Here is a 17,188-nt window from a genome sequence, read left to right as displayed (position 1 = left end):
TGGCTACCCGCCGCCGGTGATCTTGGCTCGGCGGGCCTCCGAAAGGTCGGCGATCCACTGCGGCTGCAGCATGTGCCAGTCGGCGGGATGGGCGGCGATGTTGATCTCGAACTGGTCGGCCAACGCCTGGGTGATCACGTTGACGTCACCCGACGAGAGGTCCAACGGTGCTCCCACCGCGGTCACCGCGACATCGGGCTCGTAGTACGAGTGGATCGGCAGCAGCGCACAGCCCGTCGACAACGCCAACTTGGCCGGGCCTGCAGGCAGCATCGTCGGCTCGCCGAAGAGGTTCACCTTGACCCCCGACTTGGTCAGGTCGCGGTCGGACATCAGACAGACCAGGCCATTTCCGCGAAGCCGCTCGGCAAGGATCTCGAAGGGCGGCCGGGGACCACCGGTCAGGGGTAGCACCTCGAAGCCCAGGCTCTCGCGATAGTCGAGGAACCGTTTGTACAACGACTCCGGCTTGAGACGTTCGGCCACCGTGGCGAACCGACCGTAGGTGTTGGTGAGCCACACCCCTGACAAGTCCCAGTTGCCGCTGTGCGGCAATGACAGGATCGCGCCGCGGCCCGCTTCGAGCGCCGCCGCCACGTGTTCGCCTCCGATGGACGCCTCGTCGAGCTGACGGGCCAGCACCTGGTGATCCATCGACGGCAACCGGAATGCCTCCCGCCAATAGCGTGCGTAGGAGCCCAGCGAAGCACGAATCATGCTGCCAGGCACCTTGGCAGGGGCGACGCCGAGCACCCGCGCGAGATTCTTGCGCAGCTGCTCCGGGCCACCGCCGCGCGACGCGTACAGCGCGCCGGCCTCGAAGGCGTTGCGGGCGGCGAACTCCGGCATCGCGCGCACCACCCGCCACCCCGCGGCGTAGCCGAGGTCGGACAGCTGGCCACCGAGGGGAACTCGAAACCCTCCCAACTTCGGCAGACCCGCTGTCGGCGTGCTCACGGCTCGCTCGCTTGCTCTTCGGAATCGTTGGGCGGTTGTGGCTTGGTGTCGATCGGTGCGGCGGCGCCCGGCGACGTTCGGACCGAGTGCAGCCGCTGCCCGAGCGTGATGAGGCTGGTCACTGCGAGCACCCACATCGCGACGGCCAACAGCCACGGCACGTGCAGGAACGACACCCCGGAGAGGCCCGCGCCGAGCAGGACGATGATCAGCCGTTCCGGCCGTTCGATGAACCCTCCATCGCCCTTGAGGCCGTTGGCCTCGGCTCTGGCCTTGACGTAGGAGATGACCTGCGAGGTGACCAGCGAGATCATGGTCGCCACCGTCAGCGAGGCGCTGTGTATCCCGAAGGTGGCCCACCACAGCAGGCCGCAGAAGATCGCGCCGTCACCGATGCGGTCGCACGTAGCGTCGAGCACGCCACCGAACGGGGTGCTGAAACCTCGTTCGCGGGCCATCGCCCCGTCGAGCATGTCTGCGAGGACGAAGACGAAGACGGCGAAGGCACCCCACCAGAGTTGTCCGATCGGGAACAGCGTGAGCGCTGCGATGACCGTTCCCGCGGTCCCGATGATGGTGATGCTGTCGGGGGTCAGTCCCATGCGCAGCGACGCCTTCGCCACCGGACGGCTCAGCTTGGCGTACGCCGCCCTGGTCAGCAGGTAGAAGTCGCTCACTTCTGCGCCGCCCACTCGGTTGCCAGCAGCCGGCGGGTGTCACGCAGCAGCTGGGGGATGATCTTCGAGTCGCCGATGATGGTGATGAAGTTGGCGTCGCCACCCCATCGCGGCACGACGTGCAGATGCAGGTGCTCGGCCAGGCTGCCTCCAGCGGAGTGCCCGAGATTGAGCCCGACGTTGAAGCCGTGCGGCCGGGAGATGGCCTTCATCACGCGAATCGCCTTCTGCGCGAAGGCCATCAGTTCGGCGCTCTCGGCTTCGGTGAGATCTTCGAGCTCCGAGACCCTGCGGTACGGGACCACCATCAGGTGTCCGGGGTTGTAGGGGTATAGGTTCAGCACGGCATAGACGAGTTCGCCACGCGCGACCACCAGACCGTCCTCGTCCGACATCGTCGGAATGTCGCTGAACGGTTCCGACGACGTTGCGGATCCGCCGTCGGGCACCTTGGCCTCGGCGATGTAGTTCATCCGGTGCGGCGTCCACAGCCGCTGCAGATGATCGGGATCGCCGACGCCACGGTCGGTGATGGTGCGCTCGGGATCCACTGTCACACCGTGACCAGTTCGGCTGTGGGAGCGGCATTCTCGCGTCGGGCGATCCAGTCCGCGATGACGTCGACGGCGACGTCGCGCGGCACACCATTGATCTGGGTGCGGTCACCGAACCGGAAGCTCACCGCACCGGCTTCCACGTCACGCTCACCCGCGAGCAGCATGAACGGCACCTTCTGGTTGGTCTGGTTGACGATCTTCTTCGCCATCCGGTCGTCGCTGGCGTCGACCTCGACCCGGACGCCCCGCGCCTTCAGTTGTGCGGCAACGTCTTCCAGATACGGCACGAACGCATCCGCGACCGGGATACCAACCACCTGTACCGGCGCCAGCCAGGCTGGGAACGCACCCGCGTAATGCTCCGTGAGAACACCGAAGAACCGCTCGATGGAGCCGAACAGGGCGCGATGGATCAACACCGGTCGCTGGCGGGTGCCGTCGGCCGCGGTGTACTCCAGCTCGAAGCGATCTGGCATGTTGAAGTCCAACTGGATCGTGGACATCTGCCAGGTCCGCCCCAGCGCATCCTTGACCTGCACCGAGATCTTCGGGCCGTAGAACGCCGCACCGCCCGGATCGGGCACCAGGTCCAGCCCCGACGCCTCGGCGACCTCGCGCAGCGTTTCGGTGGCCTCTTCCCACAGCTCGTCCGAGCCGACGGACTTGTCAGGATCCCTGGTGGACAGCTCCAGGTAGAAGTCGTCCAGCCCGTAGTCGGCCAGCAGTTCCAGCACGAAGCGCAGCAACGAGGTCAGCTCGTCGCGCAACTGCTCGCGGGTGGCGTAGATGTGGGCGTCGTCTTGGGTCATGCCGCGCACCCGGGTCAAGCCGTGCACCACGCCAGACTTCTCGTAGCGGTACACCGAGCCGAACTCGAAGAGCCGCAAGGGAAGTTCGCGATATGACCGCCCACGCGCCCGGTAGATCAGGTGGTGCATCGGGCAGTTCATCGGCTTGAGGTAGTAGTTCTGCCCCGGTTTGCGCAGGGTGCCGTCGTCGTCGTACTCCGCATCGATGTGCATCGGCGGGAACATTCCGTCGGCGTACCACTCGAGGTGGCCGGACGTGATGTAGAGATTCTCCTTGGTGATGTGCGGGGTGTTGACGAACTCGTAGCCCGCCTGTTCGTGTTTGCGTCGCGAATAGTCCTCGAGTTCACGCCGGATGATGCCGCCCTTGGGGTGGAAGACGGGCAGTCCGGAGCCGAGCTCGTCGGGAAAGCTGAAGAGGTCCAGTTCGACGCCGAGCTTGCGGTGGTCGCGGAGCTGCGCCTGCTCGATCAGCTCGAGATGCGCGTCGAGCGCCTCCTGCGATTCCCATGCGGTGCCGTAGATGCGCTGCAGGCTGGCGTTGGCCTGGTTGCCACGCCAGTAGGCGGCCGAACTGCGGGTCAGCTTGAACGCGGGGATGTACCTTGTGGTCGGAATGTGCGGACCCCGGCACAGGTCGCCCCAAATCCGTTCGCGGGTGCGCGGATTCAGGTTGTCGTAGGCCGTCAGCTCGTCACCGCCGACCTCCATCACGTCCGGGTCGCCGGACTTGTCGTCGACGAGTTCCAGCTTGTACGGCTCGTCGGCGAGGTCTTCGCGCGCCTGGTCCTTCGACTCGTAGACGCGGCGGTCGAACAACTGGCCGTCCTTGACGATCTGGCGCATGCGCTTCTCCAGCGCGGCCAGGTCCTCTGGGGTGAAGGCGCGTGGCACGTCGAAGTCGTAGTAGAAGCCGTCGGTGATGGGTGGGCCGATGCCCAGCTTCGCCTCGGGGAACAAGCCCTGCACCGCCTGGGCGAGCACGTGTGCCGCCGAGTGGCGGATCACGCTGCGGCCGTCTTCGGTGTCGGCGGCGATGGGCGTCACCTCGACGTCGGCGGCGGGCGTCCACGACAGGTCCCTGAGGCGACCGTCGGCGTCGCGCACGACGACGATCGCGTCGGGCGCTCCGCGGCTGGGGAGCCCGGCGTCACGAACCGCCGCGCCCGCCGTGGTCCCGGCAGCGACCCGGATCGGGGCTACCGGGGCAATGCTGGCGACGGCGGTCATCGGTGGATCTCCTCATCGGGGGGTGGGTGGGCGAACGATCCGGGGGGTGGGTGAGTTGAACGCGACCATGGTATCGGGGTGGGCGGTCATGACCCCAGGCCGATGGGGCTGTTCAACCAAGGTTCCTCGACGCCGACCAAGCCTGCGGCGAAGCTGAGCGCTCCAAACAGCCACAGCGTCCCGGCCACGACCGCCGCGGTAAGGGCGAAACCGAGGATCTTCACCCACAGGCCTTGGCGCTTGAACCAGTCCATCAACCGGTCGTAGCGCTCCCTGGTGTACTTGAGCAGCCGGTGCGCCCACTCGAACTCCGTCGCCAGAATCGCGAGGCCGACGAAGACGATCGCCCAACCAGGCCCCGGGTACGGAATCGCGAGGATTCCGAGACCCAGCACCACCAGGCCGACGACTCCGACCACCAGGCGGTACGCGAGGTCATATGTCGGCCGCTCGCGAAGTCGGTCCCGCCACCGTGCCCAGCGCCGCTTCGCGACGCCCAGCTTGCTCACGGCTGCCCCGGCAGCAATTTCAGGAACAGGGCCTCCGCCTCGCACAGCACGTCTTCACCATCCAAGAGGCGACCCGTGACGAAGATCTTGCGCCCCTCGATCCGGTCGATTCCCGCATCCACTTGCAGCTCCTTCTCCACTAGGGCGATCTTGCGGTAGTTGACGTGCAAAAAGGCGGTTCGCTGCCGAGGACTCCTGCCGAGCTTGAAGGCGGTGAAGCCCAGCAGCGAGTCGAACAGCAGCGCCAACGCGCCGCCGTGGACCGCGCCGTTGCGGCCGAGGTGGAATCGGCGGAAGCGTGCAGTCCCGCCGACCCTGCCCTCTGCGGTGACCGCCAGGTTCACGGGAACCTGCATGATGTTGCCTCTGTTGGGAAGGTCCATCCGTCGACCCGACGGCGAGTGCCATTCGTCGGCGTCATGGGGTGCCAGCAGGCGATTCACGTCTTCGATGAGGTCCGCCGCTTGGGTCACGACGTCATCGGGGGCGTCGGCGCCGCGGGTCAGGTCCTGCAGGGTTCGGACGGCTTCGACGAACCGCCCGTAGTCGGGCCCGCCGTTGGTCGTCGGCACCGGCGGGTTGAATCCGCCGCCGGTCAGCGGTTCTACGGGATCGGTGGCCACCAGCTCACCGTATTGCGTGGGCGGTCGGGCGGCTCTGCCCGCACCCGTCAGCCCCCGGAGGTCAACGCCTCGAACTCCGCATCGGAGAGCGTGACTTCGGCGGCGGAGACGTTCTCGTCGAGATGCGCGACGCGGGACGTACCGGGGATCGGCACCATCACCGGTGACCGCTTGAGCAGCCAGGCCACTGCCAGCTGCGAGGGCTTGATGCGGTGCTCGGAGGCGATGCGCTGCAGCGGACCGCCATCGGCGACCAACGGCCCCGAGCCAAGTGGCGCCCACGGGATGAACGCGATGCCCTGCTGTTCGCAGGCCTCGAGTAGCGGTTCTGCCGTGCGCTCGGCCATGTTGTACCGGTTCTGAACGGACACGATCGAGGCGACCTTCTGCGCGGCGGTGAGCTGTTCGACGGTGATCTCGGAAAGCCCGATGTGGCGGATCTTGCCTTCCTTCTGCAGCGCGGCGAGCTCGCCGATCTGGTCCTCGGCCGGAAACTTCGAGTCGATGCGGTGCAACTGGAAGAGGTCGATGCGGTCGGTGCCAAGCCTTCGCAGGCTCATCTCGACCTCCTGCCGCAGGTATGCCGGGAAGCCGAGCGGTGTCCACTGGTCCTCCCCCGTTCGCAGGAGTCCGGCCTTGGTCGCGATGACGAGGCTGTCCCGATACGGGTGCAGCGCTTCGCGGATCAATTCCTCGGCCACGTACGGCCCGTAGGAATTCGCGGTGTCGAAGAAGTCGATGCCGAGTTCGACGGCACGGCGCAGGACGCGAACGGCCTCGGCTCGGTCGTCGGGCGGGCCCCAGATGCCGTTGCCCGTCAAGCGCATGGTCCCGAATCCGAGCCGGGTGACGGTGAGGTCGCCGCCGATGGCGAACGTTCCAGAGGCTTGAGCAACAGGTTGCGTGGTCACGTTTCGAACCTACGCCGACGGTGGCATGGTGAGCGGGTGAGATTGAACGACCTCGCCGGGCTCCCGTACACCTACCCCGAGATCGGGGCGACGGCCGGGCCACCTCCGCTGGGCTATCACCACCTGCATGCCTCAGCGGTCATCGGCCACGGGCGGGCCCGATTCGAGGAGGCGGCCGCCGAAGGGATGCGGTGGGGCATGCTCCGCGGTGCCGGCTTGCACGTAGATGCGACGACGGAGGTGGCGGCCGTCGGATCGGAGGTGATCGTGGGACTCGGTCCGCTGCGGGCACCGTGTCGGGTGGTCTACGTGGTGGACGAACCCAATCGCCGTGGCTTCGCCTATGGCACCCTGCCCGGACACGCCGAAACCGGTGAGGAGTTCTTCGCCGTTCGATACGACCCGACCGGCGACGTGGTTCACGCCGAGGTCAGCGCGTTCTCGCGCCACGACACGTGGTGGAGCAAGCTGGCGGGTCCGTTCACGTCCCTGGCGCAGCGCATGGTCACCAAGCGCTACCTGCGCGCGCTGTAGCGCTCAACCCACCGTTCTCCGCAGCCAGTCCAGAACCGGTGGCGCCACGTCCTGCAGCGCCGACTCGGCGATGATCCAGTGCGGCTTGCCAGGATGGTTCTGGTGCTCGGCGCCGTAGCGCTTGGCGATTCGCCGTGAAATCCACGGCGCGACGTTTTCGTCCGAGCCGCCGCTGACGCACAGCACCGGGCAGGTCACGGAGCTCGCCTTCACCCTGGTCGGCGCGGTACCCATCGAGATTTGGCGGAACACCCGTCCGGAATCTTGAACCAGTCGCGGGATCAGCATCTCTCGCTCGGCGGTCGGCAGCGTACTGAGCGGAACCGCGCGCATCGTCCTGGCAGACGGTAGGAATGGCCGTCCCGCAATGATTTTCGGCATGATCGGGACCAGATGCGGAAGCGGCCGCAGCCGTGGCCACGACACTCCCGGCGGAACCGAGGCCAGTAATACCGCCGCCAAGGGATTCCGCACCGCTGCGATCTTCTGGGCCAGCAGCCCGCCCATGCTGTGGCCCATCACGATCGCGGCCTCGCCGATGCCGTCATAGGCGTCGAGCGCGACGGTGAAGCATTCCTCGATGCCGGTGCGAGCCAGGACGCCGACGTCGGTGGGCTCGCGGCCGGGCAGCGTCGGGGCGTGCACGGAGTGGCCCTCGGCTTCCAGGAAGCCCCTCCAGGGTTCCAGAAGCGATGGCTTTCCGAATACGCCGTGCAGGAACAGGATTGGCGGTCGAACTCGGGTCGGCAGGTCGTTTTCCATGACGACGAGTGTGCCGTGCTCTTGGCAAGGAATCGATTACCTCGGGAGTAGTCACCCAGCACCGCGCTGGCCGCCGTGTACATACCACCCAGACCAAACTGATAAGTTTGGACTGATGATCTCAGATCGCGATCGCGCCGCCCGCGCGCTCTTCGTCAGCCTTGGCCTGGTGCGACGCAGGCTGCGTGCGTCGGGCTCTCCTGGGGAACTGACGTTTCCCGAGGTCGCTGCGCTGGCCCGGTTGGAACGCACCGGGCCCGCGACGTCTGCCGAGCTCGCGCGCGTCGAGCAGATCAGCCCTCAGTCGATGGGCGCCACGCTCGCGAGGCTCGAGGAGCGTGGCTTGGTCAGGCGAAGCACGGACCCCGCGGACGGACGTCGGGTGGTGCTGTCGGTGACCGCCACCGGGAAGCAGACGGTGAACAGGCGGCGTGACGCCAGGGTCAAGCAGCTCGCCGCCGCTCTCGACGGGTTCACCGAAGGCGAGCTGCAGCAACTCCTGGCCGCGGCGCCCCTGATTGAGCGATTGGCCGACGGCCTCTAGATGACGAATGCGTCGACGATCGCTCCCACCACGACCGACCGGTACAAGTGGGTGGTTCTCACCAACACCACCGCTGCGGTGTTCATGTCGGCACTGGACGGATCGATCGTCATCATCTCGCTGCCTGCGATCTTCCGCGGCATTGATCTCGACCCGCTGGCACCGTCGAACATCGGCTACCTCCTGTGGATGATCATGGGCTACCGCCTCGTCCAGTCCGTGCTGGTCGTGTCGCTCGGCCGGCTCGGTGACATGTTCGGCCGCGTCCGCATCTACAACTCGGGTTTCAGCGTCTTCACCTTCGCGTCGATCATGTTGTCGTTCGATCCCTTCAGCGGAGGGCAGGCAGCCTCTTGGCTGATCGGATGGCGGGTGCTCCAGGCCGCGGGTGGCTCGATGCTGACGGCCAACTCGGCGGCCATCCTGACCGACGCCTTTCCGCCCGAGCGCCGAGGTTTCGCCTTGGGCTTCAACCAGGTAGCCGCGCTCGGTGGTCAGTTCATCGGCCTGGTGGCAGGCGGGCTGCTCGCGGCATGGGACTGGCGCGCGGTGTTCTGGGTGAACGTTCCGGTCGGAATCTTCGGGACCGTGTGGGCGTACCGAAAGCTGCGCGAACCCGCGGGCGGGCGTCGTCCCGGGAAGATCGACTGGTGGGGAAACGCGACGTTCGCCATCGGGCTCAGCGCGATTCTGGTGGCGATCACCCTCGGACTGCAGCCGCATGCCGGCCATCCCACCGGGTGGCAGAACCCGATTGTGCAATTCGTCCTCGCCGCCGGGATTCTGTTGCTGATCGCCTTCGTCGTCGTCGAATCGCGAGTGGCCGAGCCGATGGTGCAGCTGGGACTGTTCCGGATCCGGGCATTCGCCGCGGGCAACGCGGCCACGCTGGCCGCGTCGCTGGCTCAGGGCGGGATGCAGTTCATGCTCATCATCTGGCTACAGGGCATCTGGCTGCCGCTCCACGGTTACGACTACGCCGACACCCCGCTGTGGGCTGGCATCTTCCTTCTGCCGTTGACCGCGGGCTTCCTAGTGTCCGGCCCGCTTTCGGGCTCGTTGTCCGACCGTTTCGGAACGCGCGGCATCGCGACGTCGGGCATGGTGCTGTTCGGCGCGACGTTCATCGGCCTTCTCATGTTGCCCATCGACTTTCCGTATTGGGCGTTCGCGCTTCTGATCGCGGCCAACGGCATTGGCAGCGGCATGTTCTCGGCGCCCAACACCTCCGCGATCATGAGCAGCGTTCCGCCCGAGCAGCGCGGCGTCGCCTCCGGCATGCGGGCCACGTTCCAGAACTCGGGAACGGCGCTGTCGATCGGGGTGTTCTTCTCGCTGATGGTCGCGGGCCTATCGACCCGGTTACCCGCGGCGATGTCGAACGGTCTTGTCCAGCAGGGTATTCCACCCAACGTTGCGCATGACATCGGTGCGCTGCCACCGGTCGCCACCCTGTTCTCGGCGATCCTCGGCGTCAACCCGTTGGAGCATCTGCTGGCACCGACCGGTGCGCTCGGGGCGCTTCCCGCAGCGAACCAGCAGACGATCACCGGCCGCGAGTTCTTCCCCCACCTGATTGCCGCCCCGTTCGAGCACGGCCTGGCCGTGGTGTTCGTCGCGTCGGCGATCTTGGCCGCGCTTGCCGCGCTCGCGTCGTTGCTCCGTGGACCGCGCCAGTGAACGCACGCTAGCGTTGCCCTCGATCCACTTGGGGAGCCGATCGGGAGGCCAGACATGTTGGTGCACCACCTCAACTGTGGGACGATGGATTCGCCGGGCACCCCGATCGTCTGCCACGTCCTTCTGGTGGAGTCCGACGCCGGGTTGGTGCTCGTCGACTCGGGATTCGGCCTGCTGGACTGCGCGGATCCGCGCCGGATCGGCCCGTCACGGCGCGTACTGAGGCCTCGCTTCGTCATCGAGGAGACGGCCGCACGTCAGGTGGAGGCGCTCGGTTTTCACCGTCAGGACGTCCGTCACATCATCACCACGCACTTCGACATCGATCACATCGGTGGTCTCGCCGACTTCCCCGATGCCCAGGTTCACGTCACCGCAGCCGAAGCCCTCGGCGCGATGAGGCCGCCGACCCGCATGGAGAAGTTTCGCTTCCAGCCCGCGCAGTGGGCGCACGGTCCCAAGATCGTCGAGCACGAACCCGATGGCGAGAAGTGGCGTGGCTTCGCCGCCGCGAAGGAACTCGACGCGATCGCCCCCGGCATCGTCCTGGTCTCGCTGCCAGGGCACTCCCGTGGGCACGCGTGCGTCGCTGTCGACGCCGGCCATCGCTGGGTACTGCACTGTGGCGACGCCTTCTACTACGAGGGGACGCTCGACGGTCGGTCTCCAGTCCCGTTGGCACTCAGGCTGTCCGAGACGATGGTCGCCTTCGACCGAAAAGCGATGCACGACAACCATTCCCGGCTCGCTGAGCTATATGCGCGTCGGGACCCCGAGCTGCTGATCGTCTCGGCGCACGACCCGAAGCTGCTGGCGAACGCGATCGCCACCGACGTGTAGCCCTCAGGTGCCGACGAGTAGGTCACTGGTGCCGCCTCGTCAGCCGTTGCACCTGGCCGTATGCGTCGATGGGGCTCTGCAGGGACAACCCGCCGTCGGCGAAGAGCGTCTGGCCGGTCACCCACGACAGGTCGAGCAGGCTGGTGATGACCTCTGCGACGTCGTCGGCCTCGCCGAGACGCCCGAGGGCGGTCCGCTCGCTCAGCCCCTCGACCCAGCCGGGCAACTGTTCGGGCTTGGCCAGCATCGGTGTCCTTGTGACACCGGGCCCGACGGCGTTGACCCGGATTCCGTGCCCGCCCCACTCGGCGGCCGCCACCCGGATGAGCATGTCGATCCCCGCCTTGGAGACGCAATACGCCCCCATGTCGCGGTCGGCGAGGGTGCCACTGATGCTCGAGACCGCGACGATGGAACCGCCGATGCCCGCGTCGATCATCGCTTGCGCGCCCGCCCGAATGGCGAGCCAGGTGCCGGTGAGGTTGACGTCGAGAACGCGTCGCCAGCGCTCGGGGGTCTGCTCCAACAGCAGCCCGGACGCGCCAACTCCCGCACAGGTCACGAAGCGCTCGGGCGTACCTGCCGATGAAACCGTCTGCAGCATCGCGGTCGTCACCGAGTCGGGTTCGCTGATGTCACAGGCGATGTCGCCGCCGACCAGGTCCCAAACCAGCACCTGCTGGCCAGCTCTTCGGAGACGATCGACCACGGCACTGCCGATCCCGGATGCTCCCCCGACGACGACGGTGCTCACTCGGGCGCTCCAATCAACTCGACGCGGACCCCGTCGGGGGCCGTGATGACCGCCATCGCGACGGTCTTGCCCTTCGGTGCAGGCATCGTGATGCGGCGGACCCCTTCGGCGAAGCCGAGTTCCGCCAGGGTGGCCAGGGTGGCGTCGACGTCACGTTCCAGCGACAGGAGGAAGAATCCCGGTCGGGGTTCTTGGTCTGAGCCGGACGGCGTGCCGTCGACCCCGTCGAAGGAGACGAGTTCGACGATGCCCGAGTCGGGATGTTCCGGGTCACCGAGGAAGACCGATCGGAGGACGTCGGTGGCCGCGCCGAACAACGTCGGCCAGTCACCGCTGAACGTGTGGTCCAGCATCTCGACGAGGCCGATGCCGTCACGCCAGAAGCGCAGCGAGAGGTCGACGTCGGACGTCACGATCGCCGAATGGTGAACTCCGCGCCTCATTGCAGGACCTCCCGGTGGTCATCGACCCACGAGGTCACCTGGTAGTCGTCGAGACGGACGTCGTGGAGCCGCTGCGCGAACGTCTTTCCGCTGTAGGGAAATTGGGTGACGACCTTCCCATTGGGGTGTCGGTAGTAGTTGTTGCAGTTGGCCAGCCAGACGGTGCCATCCATCGCCGATTGGATCTCGGCGTTGTAGCCGTCGTGCACGTCGCGTCTGACTTCGACCGTGTCGAGTCCGCATTGACTCATGGCGTCGAGAAGTCCGCCGACGTACCGCGTCTGCGCCTCGAGGATGTAAATGATCGACGTCACCCCGTTGGTGTTCGGCCCGTACAGGGTGAACAGGTTGGGATAGCCCGGAATCACGGTGCCCAGATACGCCTCGGCGCCATGACGCCAATCGTCGTGCAGCCGCGCACCCGCTCGACCGTGCACGTCGAGACTGCCGAGGTAGCTCGCGGCCTTGAAACCCGTGCCGTACACGACGGTGTCGACGACGTGCTCGGCGCCGTCGGCCGTACGCAGACCGCGTTCGGTGAATTCGACGATCGGCGAGGTCTCCAGCGTCACGTTCTGACGGGTGAACGTCGGAAACCAGGTTCGGGACAACAGCGGGCGCTTGCAGCCGACCGGGTAGGAGGGGGTGAGTTTGGCACGGAGTTCGTGATCGGCGATCTTGCGGCGGAGGTACTCACGCGCTCGGTCCGTGGCCTCCGTGGTCTGCTGACCGTCCTCGGCGAAGTTGATCAGCTCGTACTGGTCAAAGGCGGCATCGCGGATCTTGCGCGCTTCCAGGGGATCTCGCTCGAAGATCTCCTGCTGCTCAGGGGTGAACGGTTCGTCGAACCGTGGCGACACCCAGATCGGGGTCCGTTGGAAGACGGTGAGATGTTCGGCTTCGGCGGCGATCTCCGGCACGTATTGGATCGCGCTGGCCCCGGTCCCGATCGACGCGACGCGTTCGCCGGCAATGGATTTGGAGTGGTCCCACTCCGAGGAGTGGAAGGCGCGTCCGCGGAAGCGGTCGACGCAGGGGATGTCAGGAACGTTCGGCACGTCGAGCATGCCGACGGCGCTGACGACGACGTCGAACTGGACGGTCGCACCGCGTTCGGTGCGGATGCTCCACCGCCGATCGGCGTCCGACCATTCGAGCGACGTCACCCGGGTATTCGCGATCAGATGGTCGTCCAGCCCACACTCGGATGCCACTCGCTCGAGATAGGCCAGGATCTCGGGTTGATTCGCGTACGTCTTGCTCCACCGGGGATTGAGCGCGAACGAGAATGAGTAGAAGTGCGAAGGCACGTCGCACGCCGCTCCCGGGTAGGTGTTCTTGCGCCATGTCCCGCCGAAGCCGTCCGCCCCTTCGAAGATGGTGAAGTCGTAGCCGTCCTCAGCCAGTTTGACTCCCATTGCGATGCCACCGGGGCCGCCGCCGATCACCGCCACCGTCGGCTTCCTCGGTCGGCTCACCGATTTCCCGAACCCGCTGCGAACGTCGTCATGTCGGTGCCGTTGGCGTACGCCGCCATCCAGGTGTCCGCCCAATCGGGAAGCGGCTGATGGCCGGGATCGTGATTCGGCGCCTGCGACAACGCCAACCGCCACACCATCTTCGCCAGATCGCCCGTGGGCACCGAGCTGAACAGCGTCGGGCAGCCGGCGCGGCGAGCCCGGCGGCGGCCACCCCCTGGCCCGCGGTACTTGAATTCGTCGACGAGCAGCGCGATGGACATCAGGTCTTGCGCCGAGGCACCACGGTCGGCGAAGGGCACGACTTCGTCGATGGTTCTTGCGATCTCGGCCGCGACGTCACCGATGTGCCGAAACGTGTCACGAACCCTCTTGACGCGATACCAGGGATCGGGGTTGAGATGCCGATACAGGATGAGCCCCGAACTCCGATGCTCGATCTCCTCGACGAAATGCCATGTCATCAACGAGGCAACCCGTTGGTCCGACCCCGCGAACAGCGAATCCCGGTTGTCGAGCACGACTTTGAACAACGGCGTGAAGGTCGCTTCGAGATTGGCGATGTAAGCGGCGTGGAACTCGACGGGATGCTCGTCGATGAGCTTGTCGAACGCACGGGTGGCGTCCTCGTACGCGCGCTCCAAGCCGGGGTAGCGCGCCACCAGAGCCGTCATGTGCTTACGGTGCGCCGCCGCGTGCTGCCCCTCCTGGCGCAGGAACGCGTCCGCCTCGGCAGCGATCTCCGGTGTTTCGTCGAACCTGTCCTGCGCCTGCCGCAACGCCTTGATGAGGTAGCGCTCGAATGGCACGGCGATGAACGTGAAGACGTTGCAGAAGATGCCGAAGTTCGGGTTGTTGGGCTGCCACATGAAGGGCACGGTGTCGTCGAAATCCCAACGAATCTTGCGTACCACCAGGTCCGTCATCGGTCGCCTTCGTCCATCCCAATGTTCTCGGTGTTGATTGGGAACCGGGTCACTGCGTACGATCAGTGTGACATTTTGGTGCATCCGTGTAAAGCAGATGAGGGGGCGTCACCATGACGGCCGAGGCCGAGCAGTCGCTGCGGAGGCGCATCCTCGACGCCACCCTCGTCGTGGTGTCGCGCACCGGGCGCAAGAAGCTTCAGTTGCTCGAGGTGGCCGCCGAGGCCCGGGTGTCACGACCGACGGTGTATCGGTACTTCGGGTCCAAGGAAGGCCTACTCGAAGCGTTTGCCCTCTACGAACAGGACAACTTCAATGCCGGGGTCGCGGCTGCCACCGCAGGCCTTCGGGGTCCGGATCGGGTCGATGCGGCGCTGCAGTTCATCGTTGACCACCAGTTCTCGCATTCACTCGCCGTACTGGTCGACATGGAACCCGAGTATTCGTTGGCGCAGATGAAGCGCGTGCTGCCAATCATGCAGGAAGGCATGCGCCACATCATGACTGGCGAGAACCCCGAGGTCGCGGCCGCGGCCGTGGTGCGCATCGCAGTCTGTCACTACCTGGTCAGGGGCCACGACCGAACCAGCTTCCTCGCCGAGCTGCGCCACGCCGCCGGCTTGGCCCCCTACCCGCGGCGAGGTGCAGCGCCGCGGCCCTCAATCGGCAAGCCAGGCAACGATCTTCGACCCGATGACGCCTGGGCGCTCCAGATGAAGGAAGTGCCCAACACCGTCGACTAGTTCGAACACCGATCCCGGTGCGGTCAGGTGGTCGGCGACGTCGCCGAGCAATTCCGCACCGATGGCGCCGTCCTGGGATCCGTGCAGGTAGTAGGTCGGCACCGGCGGTTTCTCGAACGTGGCCATCGCGTCCTCGACGGCGGCGTGGTCGACGAACTGCGGATTGAACGCGGCGCGATACGGACCGAGCACGCCGCCGATGGTGCGCTCATCGACGTACTCTCGCAACACCGAAATATCTTGTTCTGGTTCATATCCTGGTGACCAATCGGCCCAAAGCCCTTCCCAGAATCCTGGCTCAAGGAATGCGGATTCAGCAAGGCCGACCTGCTGGCTGAACCAGATGTAGAACGATCGCTTGAGCTGCCGGTAGCCGAACAGACCCGAACCAAGCGCGGCGGTCGGCGGCACCGCGAGCGCGACGAACCGACGAAAGGCGGTCGGGTCGCTGACCACCGCACCGTACCCGGCGTTGGCTCCCCAGTCGTGACCGACCAAAACCGCGCGGTCATCGCCGCCGAACGAATTCCGAACGTCAAGAACGTGGCGGACGTAGGTGCCGACGCTGACCGGACCCGACGCCGCCGTTCGGTAACCGGGCAGCCACGTAGCCACCACCCGGTAGCCGGCGTCGGCGAGGACGGGACCCAGGTGTCGCCAGGTGTGCGGGGTGTCCGGAAACCCGTGCACGAGCACCGCCAGCGGCCTCGAGGTGTCGTCGACGTCCCCGAACGTCGGATCGTGCATCGTCACCCGCCCGACGATACGTTCCGGCGAGCCCGCGGTACTCGTTTTCATTTACATACCTGTCGCCGCGTGTAACTCAGGCGATTGCGCCGGAGTCCTTGAGCTGCTCGATGCGGTCCCAGTCGATGCCGACCTCCATCAGCACCACCTCGGTGTGCTCCGATGCCTGCGGGGCGCGCGTCGTCTGCAACGGTTCGTGATTGAACTGAACCGGGCCCCGAACGACCTTGAACGGTGCGCCTCCGTCGGCGGCCTCCACCTCGACGATCATGTCGTTGGCGATGGCCTGCTCGTCAGAACCGAGGTCGACGAGGCTCTGGAAGGGTGCCCACTGGCCCTTCATGGTCTTGAGGTGCTCGCGCCAATACGCGAAGGGCTTGCTGCGGATCGCCTGCCTGACCAACTCGGCAGCGGCGTCCGCGTTCTCGATGAGGGGCATGACGTCCCGGAAACGCGGGTCATCAGCTGCCTCGGCAAGGCCGAGATGCTCGAAGGCGTCCCGAATGTAGCCGGTCGGACTGACGATGCACAGATTGATGGTGCCGCCGTCGGATGTCTCGTAGTTGCCAAGAAACGGATTCACCGACGGACCAGCGGAATTCGGCATCACCGACCGCATCGTCTCACCCGTCTCCATGCCCTGAGTGACGCTCGCGCCGGCCGCCCACCACGCGGTGCTCAACAGTGACACGTCGATTTCGGCCGTCTCCCCGGTGCGTTCGCGATGGAAGAGGGCGGCCGAGATCCCGCCTGCTATGTTCATCCCGCCGATCGAGTCTCCGAAGGCCGGGATGCCCTGCGGGAGCGCCCCGCCGAGTTCCGCTGGCGTCAGGGCATGGCCGACACCGCTTCTCGTCCAGAACGCGGTGCCATCGAAACCGCCGACGTCACGCTCGACACCTTTGTCGCCGTAGGCGCTTCCGCGGGCATAGATGATGTTCGGGTTCGCCGCCCTGATGTGCTCGACGTCGAACTTGTGCCGCTGCCGAACCCCTGGCATGAAGTTGGTCAGGAACACGTCGGAGGTCTTGGCGATCTCGTAGAGAACCTCCTGGCCTTCCGCCGTGGACACGTCGATGCCGACGCTGCGCTTCCCCCGATTCGGATGTTCGATCAACGGGTGGCGGTTCGGGTCGAGCTGGAGACCACCCATGTTGATGAACCCACGCTGGGTGTCACCGCGAACGGGATGCTCGACCTTGATCACGTCGGCTCCCCAGTCCGCGAGGATTGCCCCCGCAGCCGGGACGAACGTGAACTGAGCCACTTCGAGGACGCGGACGCCCTCCATCACTTTGATCACGTCGGCCTCTCCTCGATCCGTCGCTCGTGCGACCGCCCATTCCTGAAGGTCTTACCGTATCGGCCATGGTAGGTCGCCCATCGTCGGCGACACACCTTTGATGGCGCAAACGATGACCAAGGGCACGCTCGAGGCGGTACGGTGTAAATCGCTAACTTAGT

19 protein-coding genes are annotated in these 17,188 nt (G+C 66.1%); 5 read left to right on the top strand and 14 right to left on the bottom strand.

Annotated features, from left to right (window positions below):
- Positions 1–3 precede the first annotated feature (3 nt).
- From QOD90_RS29080 to QOD90_RS29050, 7 genes are all read right to left on the bottom strand, one after another.
- On the bottom strand, positions 4–957 hold the full coding sequence (locus QOD90_RS29080) for a phosphatidylinositol mannoside acyltransferase (RefSeq protein ID WP_526355644.1): 954 nt from the start codon (positions 955–957) through the stop codon (positions 4–6).
- Positions 954–1,634: a phosphatidylinositol phosphate synthase gene (gene pgsA / locus QOD90_RS29075; RefSeq protein ID WP_526355642.1), complete on the bottom strand. Its 681-nt coding sequence runs from the start codon at positions 1,632–1,634 to the stop codon at positions 954–956. The genes QOD90_RS29080 and pgsA overlap by 4 nt, the downstream gene beginning before the upstream one ends.
- Positions 1,631–2,191, bottom strand: coding sequence for an ATP adenylyltransferase (locus QOD90_RS29070; RefSeq protein WP_526355640.1), 561 nt, complete (start codon positions 2,189–2,191; stop codon positions 1,631–1,633). The genes pgsA and QOD90_RS29070 overlap by 4 nt, the downstream gene beginning before the upstream one ends.
- The gene (gene thrS / locus QOD90_RS29065) at positions 2,188–4,230 is read right to left on the bottom strand and encodes a threonine--tRNA ligase (protein ID WP_526355638.1); all 2,043 of its coding nucleotides are present in this window, start codon (positions 4,228–4,230) and stop codon (positions 2,188–2,190) included. Before thrS ends, QOD90_RS29070 begins: the two co-directional genes overlap by 4 nt.
- An 86-nt stretch (positions 4,231–4,316) precedes the next feature.
- Entirely contained in the window at positions 4,317–4,739 is a 423-nt protein-coding gene (locus QOD90_RS29060; RefSeq protein ID WP_526355636.1) for a TIGR02611 family protein, read from the bottom strand.
- Complete coding sequence (locus QOD90_RS29055) at positions 4,736–5,362, bottom strand: PaaI family thioesterase (protein ID WP_526355635.1); 627 nt, start codon at positions 5,360–5,362, stop codon at positions 4,736–4,738. Before QOD90_RS29055 ends, QOD90_RS29060 begins: the two co-directional genes overlap by 4 nt.
- 47 nt (positions 5,363–5,409) lie before the next feature.
- Positions 5,410–6,273, bottom strand: coding sequence for an aldo/keto reductase (locus tag QOD90_RS29050; RefSeq protein WP_526355633.1), 864 nt, complete (start codon positions 6,271–6,273; stop codon positions 5,410–5,412).
- Positions 6,274–6,309: 36 nt separating this feature from the next.
- Here QOD90_RS29050 and QOD90_RS29045 point away from each other — a divergent pair, with 36 nt between their 5' ends.
- Positions 6,310–6,807: a DUF1990 domain-containing protein gene (locus QOD90_RS29045; protein WP_526355631.1), complete on the top strand. Its 498-nt coding sequence runs from the start codon at positions 6,310–6,312 to the stop codon at positions 6,805–6,807.
- 3 nt (positions 6,808–6,810) lie between these two features.
- Here QOD90_RS29045 and QOD90_RS29040 read toward each other — a convergent pair whose 3' ends face one another.
- Positions 6,811–7,569: an alpha/beta hydrolase gene (locus QOD90_RS29040; RefSeq protein WP_526355629.1), complete on the bottom strand. Its 759-nt coding sequence runs from the start codon at positions 7,567–7,569 to the stop codon at positions 6,811–6,813.
- Positions 7,570–7,684: 115 nt separating this feature from the next.
- On the opposite strand from QOD90_RS29040, the gene QOD90_RS29035 reads away from it, so the two are divergent.
- From QOD90_RS29035 to QOD90_RS29025, 3 genes are read left to right on the top strand one after another with little or no spacing between them, the layout of a single operon-like run.
- The gene (locus QOD90_RS29035) at positions 7,685–8,113 is read left to right on the top strand and encodes a MarR family winged helix-turn-helix transcriptional regulator (RefSeq protein ID WP_526355627.1); all 429 of its coding nucleotides are present in this window, start codon (positions 7,685–7,687) and stop codon (positions 8,111–8,113) included.
- On the top strand, positions 8,114–9,793 hold the full coding sequence (locus QOD90_RS29030) for an MFS transporter (RefSeq protein WP_526355625.1): 1,680 nt from the start codon (positions 8,114–8,116) through the stop codon (positions 9,791–9,793).
- A 54-nt stretch (positions 9,794–9,847) separates the two neighbouring features.
- Entirely contained in the window at positions 9,848–10,633 is a 786-nt protein-coding gene (locus QOD90_RS29025; RefSeq protein WP_526355623.1) for an MBL fold metallo-hydrolase, read from the top strand.
- A 22-nt stretch (positions 10,634–10,655) separates the two neighbouring features.
- On the opposite strand, the gene QOD90_RS29020 is transcribed toward QOD90_RS29025, so the two are convergent.
- The 4 genes from QOD90_RS29020 to QOD90_RS29005 are packed head-to-tail and all read right to left on the bottom strand — an operon-like array spanning position 10,656 to position 14,234.
- Entirely contained in the window at positions 10,656–11,387 is a 732-nt protein-coding gene (locus QOD90_RS29020; protein ID WP_526355621.1) for an SDR family NAD(P)-dependent oxidoreductase, read from the bottom strand.
- The gene (locus tag QOD90_RS29015) at positions 11,384–11,830 is read right to left on the bottom strand and encodes a VOC family protein (RefSeq protein WP_526355619.1); all 447 of its coding nucleotides are present in this window, start codon (positions 11,828–11,830) and stop codon (positions 11,384–11,386) included. The genes QOD90_RS29020 and QOD90_RS29015 overlap by 4 nt, the downstream gene beginning before the upstream one ends.
- Positions 11,827–13,308 carry a flavin-containing monooxygenase gene (locus tag QOD90_RS29010; RefSeq protein WP_526355617.1) on the bottom strand — a complete coding sequence of 494 codons (1,482 nt, stop codon included), beginning with the start codon at positions 13,306–13,308 and terminating at the stop codon, positions 11,827–11,829. Before QOD90_RS29010 ends, QOD90_RS29015 begins: the two co-directional genes overlap by 4 nt.
- Positions 13,305–14,234: a metal-dependent hydrolase gene (locus QOD90_RS29005; protein ID WP_526355615.1), complete on the bottom strand. Its 930-nt coding sequence runs from the start codon at positions 14,232–14,234 to the stop codon at positions 13,305–13,307. Before QOD90_RS29005 ends, QOD90_RS29010 begins: the two co-directional genes overlap by 4 nt.
- A 113-nt stretch (positions 14,235–14,347) precedes the next feature.
- Between QOD90_RS29005 and QOD90_RS29000 the strand changes: the two genes are divergently transcribed.
- On the top strand, positions 14,348–14,977 hold the full coding sequence (locus QOD90_RS29000) for a TetR/AcrR family transcriptional regulator (protein WP_526355613.1): 630 nt from the start codon (positions 14,348–14,350) through the stop codon (positions 14,975–14,977).
- Here QOD90_RS29000 and QOD90_RS28995 read toward each other — a convergent pair.
- Positions 14,894–15,724: an alpha/beta fold hydrolase gene (locus QOD90_RS28995; RefSeq protein WP_526355713.1), complete on the bottom strand. Its 831-nt coding sequence runs from the start codon at positions 15,722–15,724 to the stop codon at positions 14,894–14,896. The two genes, QOD90_RS29000 and QOD90_RS28995, sit on opposite strands and share 84 nt — an antisense overlap.
- A 76-nt stretch (positions 15,725–15,800) precedes the next feature.
- A complete protein-coding gene (locus QOD90_RS28990; RefSeq protein ID WP_526355711.1) occupies positions 15,801–17,015 on the bottom strand; it encodes a CaiB/BaiF CoA transferase family protein in 1,215 nt (404 codons plus the stop codon).
- Between the last annotated feature and the right edge of the window lie 173 nt (positions 17,016–17,188).

The organism is Mycobacterium sp. (assembly GCF_032161845.1).
Taxonomy (GTDB): Bacteria; Actinomycetota; Actinomycetes; order Mycobacteriales; family Mycobacteriaceae; genus Mycobacterium.
Note: the sequence above shows the minus strand (reverse complement) of the source record. Positions and strands in the feature narration are given on the sequence as shown.

What these genes read in the sequence shown, in the direction of transcription:
- thrS (WP_526355638.1), bottom strand. Translation starts at nt 4,230, where the DNA reads ATGACCGCCGTCGCCAGCATTGCCCCGGTAGCCCCGATCCGGGTCGCT.
- QOD90_RS29040 (WP_526355629.1), bottom strand. Translation starts at nt 7,569, where the DNA reads ATGGAAAACGACCTGCCGACCCGAGTTCGACCGCCAATCCTGTTCCTG.
- QOD90_RS29035 (WP_526355627.1), top strand. Translation starts at nt 7,685, where the DNA reads ATGATCTCAGATCGCGATCGCGCCGCCCGCGCGCTCTTCGTCAGCCTT.
- QOD90_RS29030 (WP_526355625.1), top strand. Translation starts at nt 8,114, where the DNA reads ATGACGAATGCGTCGACGATCGCTCCCACCACGACCGACCGGTACAAG.
- QOD90_RS29025 (WP_526355623.1), top strand. Translation starts at nt 9,848, where the DNA reads ATGTTGGTGCACCACCTCAACTGTGGGACGATGGATTCGCCGGGCACC.
- QOD90_RS29015 (WP_526355619.1), bottom strand. Translation starts at nt 11,830, where the DNA reads ATGAGGCGCGGAGTTCACCATTCGGCGATCGTGACGTCCGACGTCGAC.
- QOD90_RS29005 (WP_526355615.1), bottom strand. Translation starts at nt 14,234, where the DNA reads ATGACGGACCTGGTGGTACGCAAGATTCGTTGGGATTTCGACGACACC.
- QOD90_RS29000 (WP_526355613.1), top strand. Translation starts at nt 14,348, where the DNA reads ATGACGGCCGAGGCCGAGCAGTCGCTGCGGAGGCGCATCCTCGACGCC.
- QOD90_RS28995 (WP_526355713.1), bottom strand. Translation starts at nt 15,724, where the DNA reads ATGCACGATCCGACGTTCGGGGACGTCGACGACACCTCGAGGCCGCTG.
- QOD90_RS28990 (WP_526355711.1), bottom strand. Translation starts at nt 17,015, where the DNA reads ATGGAGGGCGTCCGCGTCCTCGAAGTGGCTCAGTTCACGTTCGTCCCG.